The 20,460-nt window shown below is 33.8% G+C and carries 18 protein-coding genes; 8 read left to right on the top strand and 10 right to left on the bottom strand.

What is annotated here, in order from left to right; translation table 11 throughout:
- Window positions 1–45: 45 nt before the first annotated feature.
- Window positions 46–366, top strand: a complete 321-nt coding sequence (locus BW731_RS02470) for a PadR family transcriptional regulator (protein ID WP_079345411.1) — start codon at window positions 46–48, stop codon at window positions 364–366.
- 4 nt (window positions 367–370) lie between these two features.
- Window positions 371–1,192: a DUF1129 domain-containing protein gene (locus tag BW731_RS02465; protein WP_079345409.1), complete on the top strand. Its 822-nt coding sequence runs from the start codon at window positions 371–373 to the stop codon at window positions 1,190–1,192.
- Between the two features lie 37 nt (window positions 1,193–1,229).
- Here BW731_RS02465 and BW731_RS02460 read toward each other — a convergent pair whose 3' ends face one another.
- The 4 genes from BW731_RS02460 to BW731_RS02445 form a co-directional block, all read right to left on the bottom strand.
- Window positions 1,230–2,951: an ABC transporter permease/substrate binding protein gene (locus tag BW731_RS02460; protein ID WP_079345407.1), complete on the bottom strand. Its 1,722-nt coding sequence runs from the start codon at window positions 2,949–2,951 to the stop codon at window positions 1,230–1,232.
- Entirely contained in the window at window positions 2,944–4,161 is a 1,218-nt protein-coding gene (locus tag BW731_RS02455; protein ID WP_079345405.1) for a quaternary amine ABC transporter ATP-binding protein, read from the bottom strand. Before BW731_RS02455 ends, BW731_RS02460 begins: the two co-directional genes overlap by 8 nt.
- A gap of 144 nt (window positions 4,162–4,305) precedes the next feature.
- Window positions 4,306–4,935, bottom strand: coding sequence for a TrkA C-terminal domain-containing protein (locus BW731_RS02450; RefSeq protein WP_079345403.1), 630 nt, complete (start codon window positions 4,933–4,935; stop codon window positions 4,306–4,308).
- Window positions 4,936–5,007: 72 nt separating this feature from the next.
- Entirely contained in the window at window positions 5,008–5,844 is an 837-nt protein-coding gene (locus BW731_RS02445; RefSeq protein ID WP_158080140.1) for a MerR family DNA-binding transcriptional regulator, read from the bottom strand.
- An 82-nt stretch (window positions 5,845–5,926) separates the two neighbouring features.
- Between BW731_RS02445 and BW731_RS02440 the strand changes: the two genes are divergently transcribed.
- The 4 genes from BW731_RS02440 to BW731_RS02425 all read left to right on the top strand — a co-directional run bounded on the left by BW731_RS02440 (window position 5,927) and on the right by BW731_RS02425 (window position 12,019).
- On the top strand, window positions 5,927–6,952 hold the full coding sequence (locus BW731_RS02440; RefSeq protein WP_079345399.1) for an NAD(P)H-dependent amine dehydrogenase family protein: 1,026 nt from the start codon (window positions 5,927–5,929) through the stop codon (window positions 6,950–6,952).
- Between the two features lie 153 nt (window positions 6,953–7,105).
- The gene (locus BW731_RS02435; protein ID WP_079345397.1) at window positions 7,106–9,259 is read left to right on the top strand and encodes a HelD family protein; all 2,154 of its coding nucleotides are present in this window, start codon (window positions 7,106–7,108) and stop codon (window positions 9,257–9,259) included.
- Between the two features lie 68 nt (window positions 9,260–9,327).
- Entirely contained in the window at window positions 9,328–10,107 is a 780-nt protein-coding gene (locus BW731_RS02430; RefSeq protein ID WP_079345395.1) for a sulfite exporter TauE/SafE family protein, read from the top strand.
- Window positions 10,108–10,237: 130 nt separating this feature from the next.
- Complete coding sequence (locus BW731_RS02425) at window positions 10,238–12,019, top strand: oleate hydratase (protein WP_079345393.1); 1,782 nt, start codon at window positions 10,238–10,240, stop codon at window positions 12,017–12,019.
- A gap of 139 nt (window positions 12,020–12,158) precedes the next feature.
- Here the strand turns inward: BW731_RS02425 and BW731_RS02420 are convergent, their stop codons facing one another.
- The 6 genes from BW731_RS02420 to lexA all read right to left on the bottom strand — a co-directional run bounded on the left by BW731_RS02420 (window position 12,159) and on the right by lexA (window position 17,774).
- The gene (locus BW731_RS02420; RefSeq protein ID WP_079345391.1) at window positions 12,159–13,436 is read right to left on the bottom strand and encodes a hydroxymethylglutaryl-CoA reductase, degradative; all 1,278 of its coding nucleotides are present in this window, start codon (window positions 13,434–13,436) and stop codon (window positions 12,159–12,161) included.
- A gap of 20 nt (window positions 13,437–13,456) precedes the next feature.
- Window positions 13,457–14,629, bottom strand: a complete 1,173-nt coding sequence (locus BW731_RS02415; RefSeq protein ID WP_079345389.1) for a hydroxymethylglutaryl-CoA synthase — start codon at window positions 14,627–14,629, stop codon at window positions 13,457–13,459.
- Between the two features lie 152 nt (window positions 14,630–14,781).
- Complete coding sequence (locus tag BW731_RS02410) at window positions 14,782–15,405, bottom strand: 50S ribosomal protein L25/general stress protein Ctc (protein ID WP_079345387.1); 624 nt, start codon at window positions 15,403–15,405, stop codon at window positions 14,782–14,784.
- Between the two features lie 359 nt (window positions 15,406–15,764).
- Window positions 15,765–16,799, bottom strand: a complete 1,035-nt coding sequence (locus BW731_RS02405) for a M42 family metallopeptidase (protein WP_079345385.1) — start codon at window positions 16,797–16,799, stop codon at window positions 15,765–15,767.
- Window positions 16,800–16,856: 57 nt separating this feature from the next.
- Window positions 16,857–17,045 (bottom strand): hypothetical protein, encoded by a 189-nt coding sequence (locus tag BW731_RS02400; protein ID WP_071456510.1) that lies wholly within the window; start codon window positions 17,043–17,045, stop codon window positions 16,857–16,859.
- A 108-nt stretch (window positions 17,046–17,153) separates the two neighbouring features.
- Window positions 17,154–17,774, bottom strand: a complete 621-nt coding sequence (gene lexA, locus BW731_RS02395) for a transcriptional repressor LexA (RefSeq protein ID WP_079345383.1) — start codon at window positions 17,772–17,774, stop codon at window positions 17,154–17,156.
- A gap of 145 nt (window positions 17,775–17,919) precedes the next feature.
- On the opposite strand from lexA, the gene BW731_RS02390 reads away from it, so the two are divergent.
- Together BW731_RS02390 and tkt are read left to right on the top strand one after the other, a co-directional pair.
- Window positions 17,920–18,162 carry a DUF896 family protein gene (locus tag BW731_RS02390; RefSeq protein WP_079345381.1) on the top strand — a complete coding sequence of 81 codons (243 nt, stop codon included), beginning with the start codon at window positions 17,920–17,922 and terminating at the stop codon, window positions 18,160–18,162.
- A 96-nt stretch (window positions 18,163–18,258) separates the two neighbouring features.
- Window positions 18,259–20,259: a transketolase gene (gene tkt / locus BW731_RS02385; protein ID WP_079345379.1), complete on the top strand. Its 2,001-nt coding sequence runs from the start codon at window positions 18,259–18,261 to the stop codon at window positions 20,257–20,259.
- The last annotated feature ends 201 nt before the right edge of the window (window positions 20,260–20,460 follow it).

Here is a 20,460-nt window from a genome sequence, read left to right as displayed (position 1 = left end):
TATATTATATTCAGTAGTTGGTATGACATAGTAGTGGAGGAAAACATGAAACAAACTCAATTATTAAAAGGGATTCTCGAAGGGTGTGTACTATCTATCTTAAAAGATGAGACAACATATGGTTATGAATTAGTTCAAAAATTAATTCAGTTTGGGTTCACCGATTTAAGTGCGGGGACAGTGTATCCTTTATTACAAAAATTGGAAAAGCAACATATGATTTCTGGTGAACTAAGAGCCTCGCCAGATGGTCCAAATCGTAAGTATTACTCGCTCACAGAAGAGGGAATAGACCGTTTGGAAGAGTTTAATAATCAATGGGAAAAACTCAGTGACATTGTGAATGTCATATTAAAAAGGGGATAAGGTAATGATAGAGGAAATGATTGAAAAAAATAATGAGTTAAGAGATAAATTAACACCAGAAAATAAAAAATATTATGAAAAGATATTACTATATACACGATTTAAAGGATTATTTGGTGATGATGAGATGATCGAAACTGCATTATTAAACATCTTATATGATTTACTTGATGCACAAGAATCAGGCATTTCAGCTGAAGATTATTTCGGTAAAGAACCGAAAAGTTATTTAGATGAGTTGTTTAAAGAGATGCCACAAGTTCCTTTAAGAAAAAAATTATCCATATTTTATATGGTGTTTGGAATTAGTTCAGGATTTTCTTTATTTAGTACACTCACACAAAGAAATCCTTCAATAAATATTTTGACCATTTTATTAAATGGACTACTCAGCATGTTGTTAGTATTTAGTGTGTTTAAATATTTAGAAAAAATGACGTTTAAAGTCAGTAAGCAATCAAAAATTCTAGAATATATCGGTACTTTTGTTATTGGCGGATTGTTAACAGTGGGCTACATTGGTTCGGTTATGATAGGAAATAAGTTTTTATCTCTTCCAGTTCCTTTATATGTATCAATGATTGTTATAGTGTTAGCAATGATAGTCATGTCGTATTATATTATTAAGAGAAAAAACAAACCTTATTATAGTTATTTAGTTTTTGGGTGGGGGATTACTTTTTTTACTATAGTAAGTAGATTGCCGCAGACACAAAAATGGTTTGAATCAGAGCCTGTCATGATAGGTAGTATTATAGTGATATTATTAGGTAGTTTTCTAACTGCAAGAGTTTCTCAAAAAGCTATTTCAAATGAGGACAAATAAAAAAACTCGCCATAATTTTGGCGAGCTTTTTGTTGTTCTATTTTAACCAACTATTTACTTTATCTTGATTATTATCAACCCATTCTTTAGCAGCTACTTCAGGACTTTCTCCTTCATTAATAGCTAACATAACTGTTCCCATATCTTCGGTTGTCCAGTTGAAGTTTTTTAGGATTTTATAAGCTTCTGGCGAATCATCTTTCAACCCTAAACGAGTAAATGTGTTAATTTGTTCAGGAGCGCCCATCGCTTCTTTAGGATCTTCTAAATATTTTAAATCATATTTAGAGAACATCCAATGAGGAGTCCAACCTGTAATAATAATTGGTTCTTTATTTTTGATTGCTTGATCAAGAGCAACTACCATTGCTCCAGAAGAAGATGTTTCAACTTTCCAATCACTTAAGTTTGGATAAGCTTTAATTGTATTATTAGCAGCTGTTACGACTCCAGCTCCAGGTTCAATGCCCGTAATAGTTTTATCAGCTTGGTTTGATAAATCTTCAATAGAAGAAACATCCATATAACTAGGAACAACTAAACCAACTTTTGCTCCATCTAAGTTTGGACCAAGAATATCAATTTTGTCTTTATATTGATCAGCTTGAGCTTTATGGGTACTTGGCAACCAAGCAGATACACTAGCATCAGTTTTTCCTGATGCAACAGATTCCCACATAATAGCATTATCTAGTGGTGTTGTTTCAACGTCAAAGCCTTGACGCTTTAATACTTCTGCTAATACATGTGTTGAGGCAACTTCTGAATCCCATTCAACATAAGCCAAGTTAATTTTTTTATCACTTGATTTATTTGAAGATAGAAACATAGATGACCCAATGGCAGCAACTAGAACGACAACAGCAGCAATAATTGTTACTTTTTTCTGCTTAGGATTTGTGGCTTTTGCTTTTTTAGCACGTGGTTTATTAACATATTGTGTGAATCGATCGATGATAATCGCTAAAATAACTAAAGCTAAACCATTAACGAATCCATTACCAACTTGAGCTCTTTGTAAAGCAGATAATACACCACGACCTAATCCAGGAGCACCAATCATTGATGCAATAACAACCATTGATAGGGCAAGCATCGTTGTTTGATTAATACCGGCTAAGATAGTACTTTTTGCTAACGGTAATTCTAATTTAAATAATTTTTGTTTCCCTGTACTACCAAATGAATCGGCTGCTTCGACTAATTCTTCTGGGACTTGGCGAATTCCTAAATTTGTAAAACGAACAGTTGGTGGTAATGCGAATATAACTGAAGCAAATACACCTGGAACCATTCCTATACCAAAGAACGCTACTGCTGGGATTAGATAAACAAACCCAGGCATTGTTTGCATAAAGTCTAAGATAGGAGTTAAAACAGCTTGTGCTTTATCACTTTTTGCCATTAAAATTCCAAGAGGAACCCCAATAATAATAGAGAGAACACTTGAAATTAAAACGAGAGTTACTGTATTCATTAAATCAGCCCATAGACCTTGGTTTAAAATAAACAATAGACCAAGGAATGTGAAAATAGTCAGCCCCTTTTTCTTATCCGAAATATAGAAAGCTAGAGCAGTCATTAAAATAATAAAAATCAGTGGTGGAATGGCAGTTAATAAATTTGTCATGCCCCCCATTATTTGTTTCCCTAAAGTTTCAATTAAAGAGAATAATCCAGAAAAGGTATTTGTAAACCAATCCGTTATATTTTCCACCCAATCTGCAACTGGTAAAGCGTTCATTAATAAACTATTCATTATCCATCACCTCGTTTTCATCAGTAGTATCAGCTAGAGCTTCAATTACGCTTCCCCGAATTACAACACCTAATAAACGATCGTTATCTTCATTGTCAATAACAGCAAGAGGCGTTGGAGAATCATAGATAAGAGGGAAGATATCACTAATTAACATGTCTTTGTCTACAGTAATGATATTTTTATCTAAAACATCCTGTAGTGTTTGTTTGTTTTTTCTAGCCTGTGCTGCAGCATCTGCTGTAATAGTACCTAACAATTCACGTTTTTTATTTATTGCGACTAACATGCTGACTTCTTCACTTCTCATACGTTGTAAAGCAACGTTTGGTCCATCAATATCAAGATTTGTTGTAATAGCAGGTACCATGATATTTTGCGCCGTTAAGACTTTTGAGCGGTCAACATCTTCAACGAACTCACGGACGTAATCATTGGCTGGATTTGTTAGGATTTCTTCACCAGTACCAATTTGCATAATTTGACCATCTTTCATTAATGCAATTCTATCCCCAATTCTCAATGCTTCATTTAAATCATGGGTGATAAAGATGATGGTTTTTTTTACTTTATCTTGCAATTCAATTAACTCATCTTGCATTTCACGACGAATTAATGGGTCAAGTGCTGAAAAGGCTTCGTCCATTAATAAGATTTCTGGATCATTTGCTAAGGCACGTGCTAATCCTACACGTTGTTGCATCCCACCTGATAATTGATCAGGGTATTGGTCTTTAAAAGTAAGTAAGCCAGAATTCTCTAACGCTTTTTCGGCACGTTGTTGTCGTTCTTCTTTTTCAACGCCACGAACTTCTAAACCATATTCTGTATTTTCTAAAATAGTACGATGAGGAAACAGTCCAAAGTTTTGGAATACCATACTCATTTTATGACGTCTTACTTCTCTTAATTCATCTTTATCAAGTTTGGCAATATCTTGTCCATCAATATAAATATCACCAGATGTTGGTTCGATAATTCGATTAATTAAACGAATTAATGTAGATTTACCACTACCAGAAAGCCCCATGATAACGAAAATCTCGCCTTCTTTAACATCAAAGTTAACATCATATACACCAACAGTTGCCCCAGTTTCTTTGACAATATCTGTTTTAGATTTTTTTTCTTTTACCATTTGTAAAGCAACCTGTTGTTGTTGTTTTTTACCAAAAATTTTGGTCAAATTTTCAACTTTTACTTTAGTCATTACAAAACTCCTTTATATAAATTCTTTTTTACTCGAAGTGACCACACTATGTTATAACGAAATGGTCACTTTGTCAAAGATAAAAAAGCCTTATTATCATATTTTCTGAAAATAAAATGATAATAAGGCTTGATATAACTAGGATTATGATGGATAAAAAAAGTTTGAAAGGCGTTGTTTGGAAAACTCATCTCCAATGAAATATAATGTATCACCTGCAGAGATTTTTGCGTAAGGACCAGGGGAGATGAGTAATTGTTGTTCATGTAAAATCGCCACAACTGTAGCCGATGTTTCTTGCCATAGATTTAAGTCTTTGATGGTTTTCTCTAAGTATTTTGCATGTTCAGTTAAAATCAGTTCTGAAGGTAGTAAAGGATTAGCATGATTAATTTTTTTTGTTTGTGAAACAAGTAAATTCGCTAAATCAGTTAAGTCATCCAATTCTTTTTTTTGTTGTTGAATATTCATTAGTAAGTCTTGTTTGATTTCTTCAATGTTTTGGACATCTTTATATTGTGATAAAAAAGAGGTTGCTTTTTCTTTTGATGCTACAATGACACCACTTCCATGCTTCACTTCCATAATACCAACATCAACTAAAATATTTACAGCTTTTCTTGCTGTTTCGGGTGATACGCTAAAAGTATTAGCTAAAGTTGATCTGGCATGAATTTTGTCACCAACTTTATAGTAATTTGTATCAATTCGTTCAGCAATTTCAATTGCTACTTGTTGATACTTAGGTAATATAATTTTTTTATGTTTGACCATATTGCTCGACCCTTTCTACGTTACTTATTATCGCTATCGTACTAAAAAAAGAACTGAAATGCAAAAAGGTTTTTATTGACTAACTGGTATTTGGATTCTAATAAACATATTTCTCTCTAGTTTTGAAGTGTGTGGCATTTCTCTGACAACTTCACATAAATAGTCCCCATTAATTCGTCTGTGTGAGGTAGTCACTTTGTGTTTAAAGGTATGAAACATCTTTTTTTCTTCATCGAAAGACTGACAGTAATCAATCGCAAATTCACTAGATTTTAAAGTCACAACATTTGGTAAATGTTTCAAATCAGCCGAACAAAAAACAAAAAAAGTATTGGAGTAAAGATTATCTTGAAGTAAATCAGTTTGTTTGATGATAGAGCCAACATGACTGAACTGTAGATTAGGTAAATGATGTGTTGCAAGTGACTGTTTGAACTGTCTCAGATAACTTTCGTACTCCATGCTAGATAAATCATAGATATTGGTATCAATTGTGTACGTATATAGGTAACGAGTTGGAAATGATTGATATTCAAAAGATTGAATTTCTCTATTTTTTTGGTAAATCATATTATTATTTAAAAACGTTTCAGTGATATTGATTTGTTGTTGAATCTTTTTTTGTTGTTCTTTTAATGCGTCAAGATTTAATGCCAATGTTTCGTGTATCTTTTCATCAGGCGTTTCTTCATTTAGAAGATGTTTGATATCATCTAGTGAAAGATTACAACTTTTTAAAAACTGAATGCTATCAATAATAGGTGATTGTAATAAATGATAATAGCGATAATTTGTTTCTGGGTTTATATAGTAGGGATGTAATAGATCAATACTTTCATAATATCTTAATGTTTGGATAGACATATTATTTAATTTAGCAAATTCTCCAATACGAATTAAATTTTTCATAAAAACTCTCCTTGACTGTATAGTTACTATAGACATTATACTATAAATGTGAATAAAATAACAAAAGGAAGAGGGATACGAAATGTTAGAAAAAATAAGAGTAATTCAATACGGATGCGGTAAAATGGCAGAGGTTATGGTTCGTTATTTAGTTGAGCATGGAGCAGAAATTGTTGGTGCTATTGATAACAATCCAAACCTTGTAGGGACTGATATAGGTGACTTTGCAAAACTAGGACGTAAAACAGGTATACTTATTTCTGATGATGCAGATAAAGTATTAGAAGAAACTGACGCTGATGTTGCTGTCGTAACAATCTTTAGTTATATGCCTGAGATGACACCATTTTTTGAAAAATGTTTAAAGAATAATGTGAATGTTATCACTACTTGTGAAGAAGCGATTTATCCATGGAATACATCACCAGTTGAAACAAATTATTTAGATAAATTAGCAAAAGAACATCACGTAACAATTACTGGTAGTGGTATGCAAGACATCTACTGGGTAAACATGCCGAGTTTAATGATGGCTGGTATGAACAGCATTAAAAAAATTAAAGGAGCAGCAAGTTATAATGTAGAAGATTATGGCTTGGCTTTAGCAAAAGCACATGGTGCTGGTTTAACGCTAGAACAATTTGAGACAGAAGTAGCACAAGCAGAAAGTTTACCATCATATATGTGGAATGCTGCAGAGGGCATTTGTGCTAAAATGAATTGGACCATTAAATCAATTTCACAAAAAAATGTACCATTTGTTTTAGATGAAGACGTGTATTCAGAAACATTAGGTAAAACGATTCCTAAAGGTGATGCTGTTGGAATGTCTGCAGTGACAATAGTGAAAACGATCCAAGGTCCAGAGTTAGAAGTAGAGTGTATTGGTAAAGTATATGGGGAAACTGATGGCGATATGTGTGACTGGGTGATTGAAGGTGAACCAAATATGGTATTCTCAGTTGAAAAACCAGATACTGTGGCTCATACATGTGCGACTGTTGTGAATCGCATTCCTTCATTATTACAAGCACCAGCAGGATTTATCACAGCAGAAAAATTAAACGAAGTAGAATTTACGACTTATCCATTACATATGTATAAATAAAAATATAGTAAACTGTGGGGATACTTTTTAAGTATTTACCGCAGTTTTTTAGATTATTTCGCTAAACGAGTGTTCTTATCTTGTCTTAGAAAAAAAATGATGATATGGTTATTCTTTAATAATGCAGTTCCATGTTGAAAGGAATGAACATCAATGTCTGAAAAAATTCGACAACAAGAAGAAGATTATTTGAAATCAACGTATCATCAGTTGCAGAAAACACAAAAAACACTTAGTGAGTGGTTAAATGAAACAAAGCAATCTGGTCAAACGATGATGAGCAAAATTACAGAAGACATTAAACTAAATGTAGATGGCATATCTGATAAGTTAGATAGTTTTTCTCAAATAGAAATGAAAAATCGTGAAATTGATCAATATAATATCAAAATTAGAAATGGGGAAGTTACTTTAGATAAAGTTAATCGATTATTAGAAAATCCATATTTTGGAAAAATTAAAGTCGACTTTTTAGATGAAGAAGAGCCAGAGTCTTTTTATATTGGGATGCATGGTTTTTCAGATGCTAATAATGATAACTTGATTTATGATTGGCGTTCTCCAATAGCTGAACTATTTTATAATAATGAAATAGGCCCTTCATCATATAACGTGAGAGGAAATACCATTGAAACATCTATTGAAGAAAGACGTCAATTTGTCATTGAAAAAGACAAGCTGATTACTTATTTCGATACGATGGTGTCGATTCAAGACGATGTATTGCTCGATGCTTTAGCAAAAGATGATACCAAAAAAATGCGTGACATCACAGTGACAATTCAAAAAGAACAAAATGTGATTATTCGCGACACAAGTACGCCTTATATGTTAGTCAATGGAGTCGCAGGTAGTGGGAAAACATCAGCTATTATGCAACGAATCGCGTACTTACTATATAATATGCAAGATGAAATTACCTCTGAAGATGTGTTGATACTGTCTCCAAACAAAGCGTTTATCCAATACGTGTCAGACGTATTGCCGTCATTAGGAGAAAAAAATCCACGCAACATGACACTGTTACAATTTGCTCAAAGTTATATGCGTCGACATATTGAGTCAGAAGAACATTATTTCAAACGAATTTCTAAAGAAAGCATGTCAAAAGAAACAGAGTATTTAAGAGATGGTCAGTTTATTCATTACATAAAAGATAATGTTTATCGTGAGTTTGATAGCAGTAAATTGTTTGATGATATTACATTACGTGATAAAACGATTATTTCAAAAGAACATATCAAACAATTATTTGATGAAACACCAAACAATAGTCCGCATGTTGACCGAGTACAAGGAGTAAAACAACGCTTGTTAAGCAGTTGGAATCAACGTTTAATCCAACAATCTAGAACTAAAAAAATCCATGACCAAGTCACATCTTTAACAGAAGAACAACAAGAAAAATACTTTGGTCATTTAATCCAAGATGATTCTGAAAAAAGTTTAACACGCTATGCTGAACAACTTTTAAGAAAGAAATATAAAAAAGTAACGCAGCAAATCAATCGTTATCGTTGGCTAAATCAGGAGATTTTATTTAATGAGCTATTCAAAGGTTTTTCAGGTGTCACGTATCAAAGACAAATGGCTCCTATTACGCTAGATGAAGCTATTGCAATATTGACGATTACACATTATTACGTAGAACGACTTACTATGCCAAATATGCGATTTGTCTTAGTGGATGAAGTGCAAGACTACACTCCAGCACAGTTACAATTTTTACTGTTGTTGTTTCCAAAAAGTGATTTTACTATGGTGGGGGATGAGAATCAGGCTATTTTCAATACCAATACACCATTTAAAGCAATTGAAGCATTGTTTACCTCTGATGGTAAGGAATTGACGACCTATCAACTATTGACGAGTTATCGTTCGACAGGGGCTATTACGAAAGCATTTAATGAGTTATCTTTATCAAAAAATGCAACAATTGTGCCAATCAGACCACAAGGAGAAGAACCTGTGCTGATTCAGTATAACGAGTTATCTGATATCAACCAAGTTGTAACGGATATTTTAACAGAATTGAACGGCGAAAAATTAACCATTATTGTTAAAACAGAGGACGAAAAAGCATTACTTGAACATTGGTTTGACGAGTTATTGGATGTACAGGTGACCAGTATTAACTTAGCTAAAGGTCTTGAATTTGATAATGTGCTACTCTGGGGTGCGTCAAGTGAGCATTATAACGACGTAAGAGATCAAAAAATACTTTATACAGCCTTTTCTCGTGCGATGAATCGACTGTATATTGCGTACAATAAAAACATCTCGCCACTTCTATCTTATTTACTTTAATATTAATAGACAGACTACTTATCACCCGATAAACTAGGAGGTAAGTAGTCTTTTTTAGGAGGGAAAACATGGTTGGTTGGATTTATTTTTTCATTATTATTTTTGCAAATAGCATAGGTGCCATATCAGGTATGGGTGGAGGAGTGATTATCAAACCATTATTTGATACATTAGGATTTCATGACGTATTAAGTATTTCATTTTATTCAACTGTAGCTGTTTTAAGTATGTCGATTGTTTCAACAATTAGGCAAGTGCAAAATGGGATTAAAATAAACTGGTCTTTTGCTTTATGGTTATCATTTGGCTCTGTCTTAGGTGGTATCTTTGGAAGTCTTGGGTTAGATAAACTAGTAGGTATCATGCCTTCTGAAAGAATTGTCTCATTGGTTCAAATCATCTTGATTGTGGCAACATTACTCTTCTCATACGCATACAGTAAAAAGCACTGGAAAGGGTACCACTTAAACAGTACGATTTCTATTCTAGGATGTGGGTTATTTTTAGGAGCGATTGCTAGCTTTCTGGGAATAGGTGGCGGTCCTTTAAATGTGGCTCTATTGATGATGCTATTTCAAGTGCCCATTAAAGATGCCACAGTATATTCCATTATTACGATTCTTTTTTCACAATTATCAAAGGTTATCACGATTTCAGTAAGTACCGGATTTTCTCAATTTGATTTAAGCCTACTTATTTATATCATTCCAGCTGGTATTATTGGTGGCTTTTTAGGAGCCTATTTAAGTAAAATAGTATCGTCAGAAAAAGTGACGACAATTTATCAATTTGTGATAATTGGCGTTCTTTTTGTCAATTTTTATAATGCGTACAAATTGTTCTTATAAGAATTTTAACTTTCGTGGAGTAAATGGTCTTTTTTGTCATTTTAAACGCATTAAATAAAAGTTTTTTTTAGATTGTGTGCGTTAGAATAGTCTTTAGTAAGGGTAGAAACAAATACTGGAGGTTATGATAATGTATACAAGTAATGGAAATTATGAAGCATTTGCTCGACCAAAGAAACCAGAAAGAACAGATAACATTTCAGCCGTCTATTTAGTAGGATCAGGATTAGCCTCATTATCTGCGGCAGCTTTTTTAATCAGAGATGCTCAATTACCAGGTAACAAAATTACGATTTTAGAAGAATTACCACTTCCAGGTGGATCTCTTGATGGGATTGATAAAGATCACTATGGTTTTGTTATACGTGGCGGTCGTGAGATGGAAAATCACTTTGAATGTTTATGGGATTTATATCGTTCAGTTCCATCGTTAGAGGTAGAAAATGCCTCAGTATTAGATGAATTTTATTGGTTAAATAAAGAAGACCCAAACTCATCAAAATGTCGCTTGATTCATAGCCAAGGTATTCAATCAGATACTGATGGAAAATTTACATTGACTGAAAAAGGATTAAAAGAAATTATCTCATTGTGTTTAACTAAAGAAGATGACTTACAAGATAAAAGAATTGACGAAGTCTTTTCACAAGAATTTTTTGACTCGAATTTTTGGAAATATTGGTGTACAATGTTTGCCTTTGAAAACTGGCATTCAGCAATGGAAATGCGACGCTATTTAATGCGTTTTGTTCATCATATTGATGGCTTAACGGATTTTAGTGCATTGAAATTCACCAAATACAATCAGTATGAGTCTCTAGTGATGCCATTAGTTGACTATTTAACTGAGCAAGGTGTGACAGTCCAATACAATACAAAAGTTGATAATATCATTGTGAATTGTGCTAACAATCAAAAAATAGCTGAAAAATTAGAATTAATAGTAGACGGTAAAGAACAAACAATCGAGTTAAAAGAAGACGATTTAGTGTTTGTAACAAATGGTTCAATCACTGAAAGTTCAACTTATGGTACACAAACAACACCAGCGCCAATTCCAAGTGCAGAGGACCTTGGTGGCAGTTGGAATCTATGGAAAAAATTAGCAGAACAATGTGACGAGTTTGGTCGCCCGGAAAAATTCTGTGAAAATTTACCAAGTGAGAGTTGGGTAGTGTCTGCTACAATCACAACATTAGATAAAAAAATAGCACCATATCTTGAAAATATCAGTAAAAGAGATCCTTATTCAGGTCGAGTTGTAACAGGTGGGATTGTGTATTCTGAAGATTCAAATTGGCGTCAAAGTTACACTATTAATCGTCAACCACACTTTAAAAAACAACCTAAAGATGAGTTAGTTATTTGGTTTTACGCATTGTGTTCAAACAAAGATGGAAATTATGTGAAAAAACCAATTACCTCATGTACTGGTGAAGAAATAGCGAAAGAATGGTTGTATCATATTGGGGTACCTGTTGAAAAAATTGATGATTTAGCTAAAAATTCTGTCAATGTTGTCCCAACTTACATGCCATTTATTACGTCTTACTTTATGCCAAGAGCAAATGGTGATAGACCATTAGTTGTCCCAAATGGCTCTAAAAATATAGCCTTCATTGGGAATTTTGCAGAAACTAAACGAGACACAGTCTTTACGACAGAGTATTCAGTTAGAACAGCGATGGAAGCTGTGTACGAATTAATGGACGTTGATAGAGGTGTACCTGAAGTATTCGCATCAGCATTTGACATCCGTACGTTACTTCGTGCGACTTATTACTTAACAGATAAGAAAACTCTCCCTGAAATAAAAGTACCTTGGTTAATGAGCAAAGTTGAAAAACATGAACTGAAAAAAATTCAAGGTACATTTGTCGAAGAGTTATTAAAAGATAATCATTTATTATAATTTAAAAGAGGCTGACCCAAAAGTAACTTTTTAAATGAAAATAACTAAACTAACAAAATAGAAATCCCATGAAGTCAGTGTTTTAATAAGCTGATTTCATGGGATTTTTCTATGTTTAAGACTTTTGGGTCAGCCTCTTTTATTTTTGTCTTAACTGGTTTAAAATATCTGTGGCTGTTTGGGTATTCATATGGGGAGACTGTCTTAGTTTTTCTGTGACTAGTTCTATTTCATCCCCTGTGGCGCCAACTTGTATAGCTAGAGAGCTTGCATGTAATGTCATATGCCCTTTTTGAATACCATCACTAACCAGTGCTTTCAGTGCGGCAAGGTTTTGAGCAAGACCTACTGAAACAATTATTCTAGCAAGTTCTTCAGACGTTGATATAGACATCATATTCAAATTTGCTTGTGCCATAGGAAGAACTGAAATAGCTCCTCCCACGCTACCAATTGACATCGGTAAAGTCAGTTTTCCAACTAAATACTCATCTTGCACGTGCCATTCTGTCATACTTTGATATGCGCCATTCTTGCTAGCATATGCATGAGCAGCAGCAGAGACAGCACGCGGATCGTTTCCCGTTGCAATAACAACAGAATCAACCCCATTCATGATACCTTTATTATGAGTGACGGCACGATATGTATCGAGGTTGGCATATTGTGTGGCTTTTTCAATCCTTTGAGCAATGTCTTTTCCACTAGTTGTTTGATTCCCAAGTTTATTAAAAGGAATCGAGCAAGTCGAAGTGACAAGAGACTCGGTGTTGTAGTTACTCAAAATAGACATCAGTGCTTCACCACCGACTAAATCAACAATAAATGGAGTGACACCTTCAAGGATGGTATTGATAATATTCGCTCCCATAGCTTTTTGGACATCTATTAATAAATAGACAGTTAAAAATGTATCATTGTCGTTTTCAGATTCAAAAATGTCGCAAGTAATCTCTTTTAACCCACCACCACGTTTTATGATTGATGGGTGAGCTTTATCTGCGACTTCTTTAATTTTATCAAACTGTGACAAAATTAGCTTTTCAGCGTCATTTGGATTCGTTACGCCTGTTAAGATAATTTGCCCACGTTTCAAATAAGTTTCGATAGATGTTTTAAAACCATTTGGTCTAGCTAATTTAGCAGCATTGCTACAAGCAGCTATAACAGAAGGTTCTTCAACAACCATTGGAATGATTTTTTCTTCACCATCAATCAGAAAATTCAGTGCAACACCTAAAGGAAGTGGAAATTGAGTTAATTGATTTTCAATTAGAGAATTAGCCACGTCATTATCTAAAGGTGAATTAGTTTTAAACAAGCAATAGTCTTCGTCGTCTAGATAATGCTCACTAAGTAAGATAGAGAGTCTTTCATCTCGTGTTTTCTTATAAAACTTATTAAATAAATTCGTCACTAAAATACTCTCCTTGCAATTTAGTTTTTACCGTATAGACGTTGATGATTATCAGTACCTTTAAAGAAAAAGACGCCATTGTCTGTTTTATCTTGATTAAACAAATGATTACCATCTGAATCAATGCTTAATTCTTCATTAAACATCGTCGTATAGTCTTCGATAGATAAATCTATTCTATTGGTTAGTAGTTTTTCATGTTCAGCCGCTAATAAAGAATCTTTAAAATTATCAACTAATTTGCCGGTAAATATTTCTGCTACAGCACCACTACCGTAACTAAAGAAACCAATGCGATCAGTTGCGTTAAGAGAAGATGACGCATGTTCAATCAAGGACATAAAACTTAAATACAATGAACCAGTGTAAATGTTTCCGATATCACGAGAGTAGGTTGTGCTATATTGGTAGTTTTCTAGTAATAAGTCTTTGTTTTTTGGTTCTTCTTTTTCTAAAAGTGGTAGTAAAGCTTTTTTCCCCATTTTTGTATAAGGTAAATGGAAACAAAAAGCAGAAAAATCTTCTAGTGACAGATTAGTACGTTTAGAGTATTCTTCCCATAAATCACTGAAAAAAGAAATATACGCTTCATTTGAGAATTTTCCATCTACAATGGCAGTTTTAGAATAGTTTGGGCGCCAAAAATCAAAAATACTTTTTGTCATTGATACAGAAGTTTCTTCGATTTCAATAATTTTTGGATTAGAACTCACTATCATGGCAACTGCTCCAGCACCTTGTGTTACTTCTCCAGAACTATTAAGACCGTATCTTGAAATATCAGACCCAATAACTAGGGCTTTTTTATCAGGATGTAATCTTACAAAATCAACAGCCATCATAAGTCCAGCAGTTGCACCAAAACATGCTTGTTTCAAGTCAACGGATTTAGCAAAAGGATGGATGCCCAACAAATCATGAATAAATGAGGCAACAGACTTAGACTCATCAACACCTGTTTCTGTACCTACGACAATTAAATCTATGTTATTTAAATCATTATCCGTAAGTAGAGGGTAGGCTGCATTAGCTGCCATACTGACAGTATCCTGACTAATAGGTGGGACTGACATTTTAGATTGACCAATACCTATTGTAAATTTTGCGGGATCAACGCCTCGATGTTTTGCCAATTCTTCTAAATCGATATACGTATTTGGAGTGTAAAAATTTATTTTATCTATACCAACCATACAATTAACCTACTTTCTTTTAAATAAGAGTAATTCACTAAGTATTTTATCATACAAAGAACAAAAGAGTAGGGGATATTTGTTAATTTTAGTAATCTCTTAAGGTATAAAAAAACTGGACTTATAAAAGTCCAGTTTGCATTATGGTAAAATTAGTCTTCTTCAGTTTTAGCGTTAACTAATTCTGGTTCAGCAGCTTCAGCTGTTTCAGCATCTTCTTCAACAGCAGCTGACATTTCAGATACAGAACAGATTTGTTCTTCAGCATCTGTTACGATAGAGAATTCTTCATGTTTTGGAATATCAGCAATTACTAAAGAATCACCAATTTCTAAGTTAGTAATATCAACTTCAACACGTTCTGGTAATTTATCAGGAGTTGCAGAAACAACTACAGTGTATAAGTTTTGTTCAAGAACACCACCAGCTTTAACCCCTTTAGGAGTACCAACAAGTGACAATTCTGCTTCAACTTCAGTTTCTTGAGACATATCTACAGCTAAGAATTCAACATGAACCCAAGATTTAGTAAATGTATCTAATTCATAAGTATGTAATAATGTACTGATTTTTTTACCGTCTAAATCTAGTACATATACCGCGTTCATACCGTTTTCTCGGATATCTTTTTCCAATTGACGAGCATTTACAGAGATAGACAAGTTTTGGATACCATTACCGTTTACAGCACCTGGTACACGACCTTCTTCTCTTAATTTTCTGCGGATAGATCTTGGTCTAGTCGCTCTTTCTTCTACTTTTAACACTACTGACATAAATAATTTCCTCCTTTAGAATATAACATCTTAATTAGTTCGTTATTTAGTTCATGTAGACGTAATCGTTGTGATGAGCTAGTCGATTAATCTAGTGATATTGATAAGCGTGTTAAACATATCAATAACGAACGATAAGACTATATTATACCTTTTGAGGCAATCTTAACAATTAAATACTAATTACTAAGTTAAATATGGAGACTAAGGACTTAAGCAACCCATATATTGCCTGCTCATCATGGCTAAAAAACCACACTATAATATAAGCTTATGAACTAACCATACGACGAAAACAAGAAAAGGTCAAGTGAAATAGTTTTATATAAAAAAACAAACTCTATGAGTTTGTTTTTTTATTATGACAAAGAACTAAATAAGTATTCTGATACTAGGTGTTCAGTAGATTGGATTGATTCCTTATGTGTTCTTTCATAAGCATGACTAGATTCAATCCCTGCTCCAATTAATCCATGCTTCACATCTGCTCCAGCTCTCATAGCTGCAGAGGCATCACTTCCATAATATGGATAGATATCAAGTTGATAAGGAATATTTTTTTCTTTACAAATAGAAACAAAATGATTTCTTAAACCAAGATGATAAGGCCCACTAGCATCTTTTACACAGATGGATACAGTGTATTCGTCTGTTTGTTGATCGTCTCCCATAGCTCCCATATCAACAGCGACATATTCAACAACATTTGGAGAAATATTAGAGTTACCACCATAACCAATTTCTTCATTGTTTGAGAAGAAAAAGTGAGTTGTGTATGGTAGCGTTTGATTAGTTTCTTTTAGATTAATTAAAAAATTCATTAGAATAGCAGCACTAACTTTATCGTCCAAATGTCTAGATTTTATGTATCCAGAAGGTGTAATCACTGTTCGTGGATCGAAACTAATAAAGTCACCTACTTGAATACCTAAATTTTCTGTATCTTCTTTAGAAGAAACTTTTTCATCAATTCTTACTTCCATGTTTTGTTGGTCGCGTTTTGCTGTTCCTGAATCTTTATAAACGTGGACACTCGTTTGATGCATTAAGATGGTTCCCGTGTAAGTTTTATTTTCTTGCGTGTGAATCGTACAATATTCACCCTCAATGGCATTAAAGTTAAATCCGCCAATTAAATCAAGTTTCAATCGTCCATCTGGTTTTATCGCACGAACCATTGCACCTAATGTATCAATGTGAGCCGTAATAAATCTCTCTTTATCTAAAGTTTTACCTGGAACAGTGATAATTAGGCTGCCTTTATTATTAATAGTTGGTTCATAACCATAAGAAGTCATTTCATGATAAATAAAATCAATAATGGTTGATGTATCTCCAGTTGGAGAAGGTATATTGGTTAATTCACGAGTTAGTTCAATTGTTTCTTTTGACAAACGTATCATCCTTTCTTTTAAGTTAAGGTTAGATGAATCATCTATAAAAAGCAATGACTATTTTTTATAAGACAGATGGTGATTTTTTTGTTGCGAACGTTTATAACTTTTCTCATCCCAAAGCATTAACCAAAGTAACACAAGAGGAGTCAAAATAATCAGTGCCACATCTAGTCCTAAAGTACCTAAAATAATTCCAATAATTAAAACAATTAAGATTAAAGCATATCGTCTAATAGCAAACATACAAACACTCCTTTAATTTTTACGAACGTGCGTTCTTATTCATAAAATTATTATACAAACATCCGTTCTCTTTGTAAAGAAAAAAATAAAGCATAACATCATGCTTTATTAAATATGATTTCTATAAAGGCCGACAACTTTGCCTAAAATTGAGACATTGCTTAATATGATAGGTTCCATTGTGTCATTTTCTGGTTGCAAACGAATATGATTTTTTTCTTTAAAAAACCTCTTACATGTTGCTTCGTTTTCATCTGTCATGGCAATGACGATGTCACCATTAACAGCTGACGATTGTTTTCTGACAATAACATGATCACCATCGAATATGCCAGCGTTTATCATACTATCACCACGAATCGTAAGCATGAATAAACTGTTTTCTTCATATTTTAAGTCAGGTGGTAGTGGGAAAAAGTCTGATGCTTCTTCAACAGCTAAAATTGGTTCGCCGGCAGTTACTACACCTAACATTGGAATGAAAGGTGAGTTGATACCAATCATTTTTAATCCTTCGCTTGTTAATTCAATAGCTCTTGGTTTAGTAGGGTCACGACTAATCAAGCCTTTTTTTTCTAAACGAGAAAGATGCCCATGAACGGTTGACGTTGATGAAAGGTTGACAGCTGTTCCGATTTCTCTAACAGTTGGAGGATACCCTTTTTCTTCAACTTGTTCGTGTATGTATTTTAAAACGTCTAATTGTCTAGAAGAACGTTTAGTTGACATAATGATACCTCATTTCCTTTTTTTCGAGTGTAACATAAATTTTTATTAAAATCAAACGCATGTTCGCACTTTTTTGTTACAATTAATTGTTTTTTTATTCCTTTTAAGATACTATTTAATTAGAACTTTAAGGAGGTTTACACTCATGTTAAGTGAAAAAAAATTAGCAAGAATAAACGAATTAGCAAACAAATCAAAAACAACAGAAGGATTAACAGACGTTGAAAAAAAAGAGCAACAATTATTGCGAGAAGAATATTTAGATAGTTTTAGAAAAGGTATGAGAAATCATATTGAAGGAATGAAAGTTGTTGATGAAGAAGGAACAGATGTTACGCCTGAAAAATTAAAACAAATTCAAAAAGAAAAAGGTTTACATGATAGATAACCTTATGTTTTTATTTCTATAAAAACGCTTGTAAAAATAAAATATTCGATGTAGAATGTAATAAAGGTAAATAAAACCTAAATAGGAGGGCGTTATATGTTATTTGATCAAACTGATCAACTAGGCGTGAATACGATTCGTACACTTAGTTTAGACATGATTCAACAAGCAAATTCAGGACATCCAGGATTACCAATGGGAGCTGCACCAATGGCTTACACTCTTTGGACAAAATTCTTAAAGGTAAATCCTAAAACATCAAGACAATGGGCAGACCGCGACCGCTTTGTATTATCTGCAGGACATGGTTCAGCAATGCTTTATAGTTTACTTCATTTGTCAGGTTATAACTTACCAATGGAGGAATTAAAAAAATTCCGTCAATGGGATAGTTTAACACCAGGACATCCAGAGGTACATCATACAGATGGCGTTGAAGCAACAACTGGTCCATTAGGTCAAGGGATTGCAATGAGTGTTGGGTTTGCGATGGCAGAAGCGCACCTCGCTGCAACATATAACAAAGATAAATTTAACATTGTTGACCATTACACGTATGCTTTATGTGGTGATGGTGATTTAATGGAAGGTATTTCTCAAGAAGCAATCAGTTTAGCTGGTCATTTGAAACTTGGTAAATTAATCGTTTTATATGATTCAAATGATATTTCTTTAGATGGACCATTAGATAAATCATTTACTGAAGATGTAAAGGGCCGTGTTGAATCATCAGGATGGCAACATATTTTAGTAAAAGATGGCAATGATTTAGAAGAAATCGCAAATGCTATTGAAGCCGCACAAAAAGAAACAGCGAAACCAACCATGATTGAAGTCAAAACTGTGATTGGTTTTGGTGCTGAAAATGAAGGAACAAATAAAGTACATGGTGCACCACTTGGAGCTGAAGGAGTGGCATTTGCTAAAAAATCTTACGGTTGGGATTACCCAGCATTTACTGTACCAGAAGAAGTGGCAACACGTTTCCACGCTGATATGGTAGAAAAAGGTGAAAAAGCAGAAGCAGAGTGGCAAAAACTATTTGCTGATTACAAAGCAGCTTATCCAGAACTAGCGAAACAATTTGAAGAAGCCTTCAAAGGTGACGTGACAGTTGATTTGGAATCTGTTTTACCAACATACGAACTTGGTGAAAGTGCTGCAAGTCGTGTGACAAGCAAAGAAGCCATTCAAGTATTATCTAAAGAAATTCCATCATTCTGGGGAGGATCTGCAGATTTATCATCATCAAATAATACCATGGTAGCAGCTGAAAAAGATTTTGAACCAGGACAATATGAAGGCCGTAATATTTGGTTTGGTGTTCGTGAATTTGGTATGGCAGCAGCGATGAATGGTATTTCATTACATGGTGGAACACGTGTGTATGGTGGAACATTCTTTGTATTCGTTGATTACTTACGTCCAGCGTTACGTTTATCTTCGATTCAAAAAGCACCAGTAACATTTGTGTTAACACATGATTCAATTGCAGTTGGTGAAGATGGACCAACGCATGAGCCAATCGAACAATTATCAAGTTTACGTGGTATGCCAAATGTAAACTTAATTCGTCCAGCTGATGGGAATGAAGTATCAGCAGCATGGAAATTGGCTGCAACTTCAACAGAAACACCAACTGTTTTAGCTTTATCAAGACAAAACTTACCAGTTCTTGAAGGAACAAAAGAAAAAGCCTATGAAGGCGTGGCACGTGGTGCATACGTATTGTCACCATCAAGACGTGACACACCAGATGGTATTTTAATCGCGACTGGATCAGAAGTGAAATTAGCGATGGATGCACAAGCAGCGTTATATGAAAAAGAAGGCGTGGATGTGTCAGTTGTTTCAATGCCATCGACTACATTATTTGACGCACAAGATGTAGCTTATAAAGAAAGTGTGTTACCATCATCTGTAAGCAAACGCGTGTCAATCGAAATGGGAACAACATTTGGATGGGGCCGTTATGTGGGCTTATCAGGTAAATCAATTGGTATTGATAAATTTGGCGCAAGTGCACCAGGTGATAAAGTGATTGAAGAATATGGCTTTACAGTAGAAAATGTTGTAAAAACATTTAACTCATTATAATATAAATAAACCCCCAACAATTTTTATGATTGTTGGGGTTTTTTTTGTTTTAAAAAACAGTTTTGCTAAATAAAGGTATATTAGTTATACATAGTGATGTATAATTAGATTACTAGATAAAATAAAAAAAGCGCCGAAACAGCGCCACAGAAGTTGATTACGGACTAAGCCTTATTTTAACTTGCTATGTTGTGTTGAATG

Source organism: Vagococcus martis (assembly GCF_002026305.1).
Classification (GTDB): domain Bacteria; phylum Bacillota; class Bacilli; order Lactobacillales; family Vagococcaceae; genus Vagococcus; species Vagococcus martis.
The sequence above is the reverse complement of the archived record's forward strand: the minus strand, read 5'-3'. Positions and strand labels throughout refer to the sequence as shown.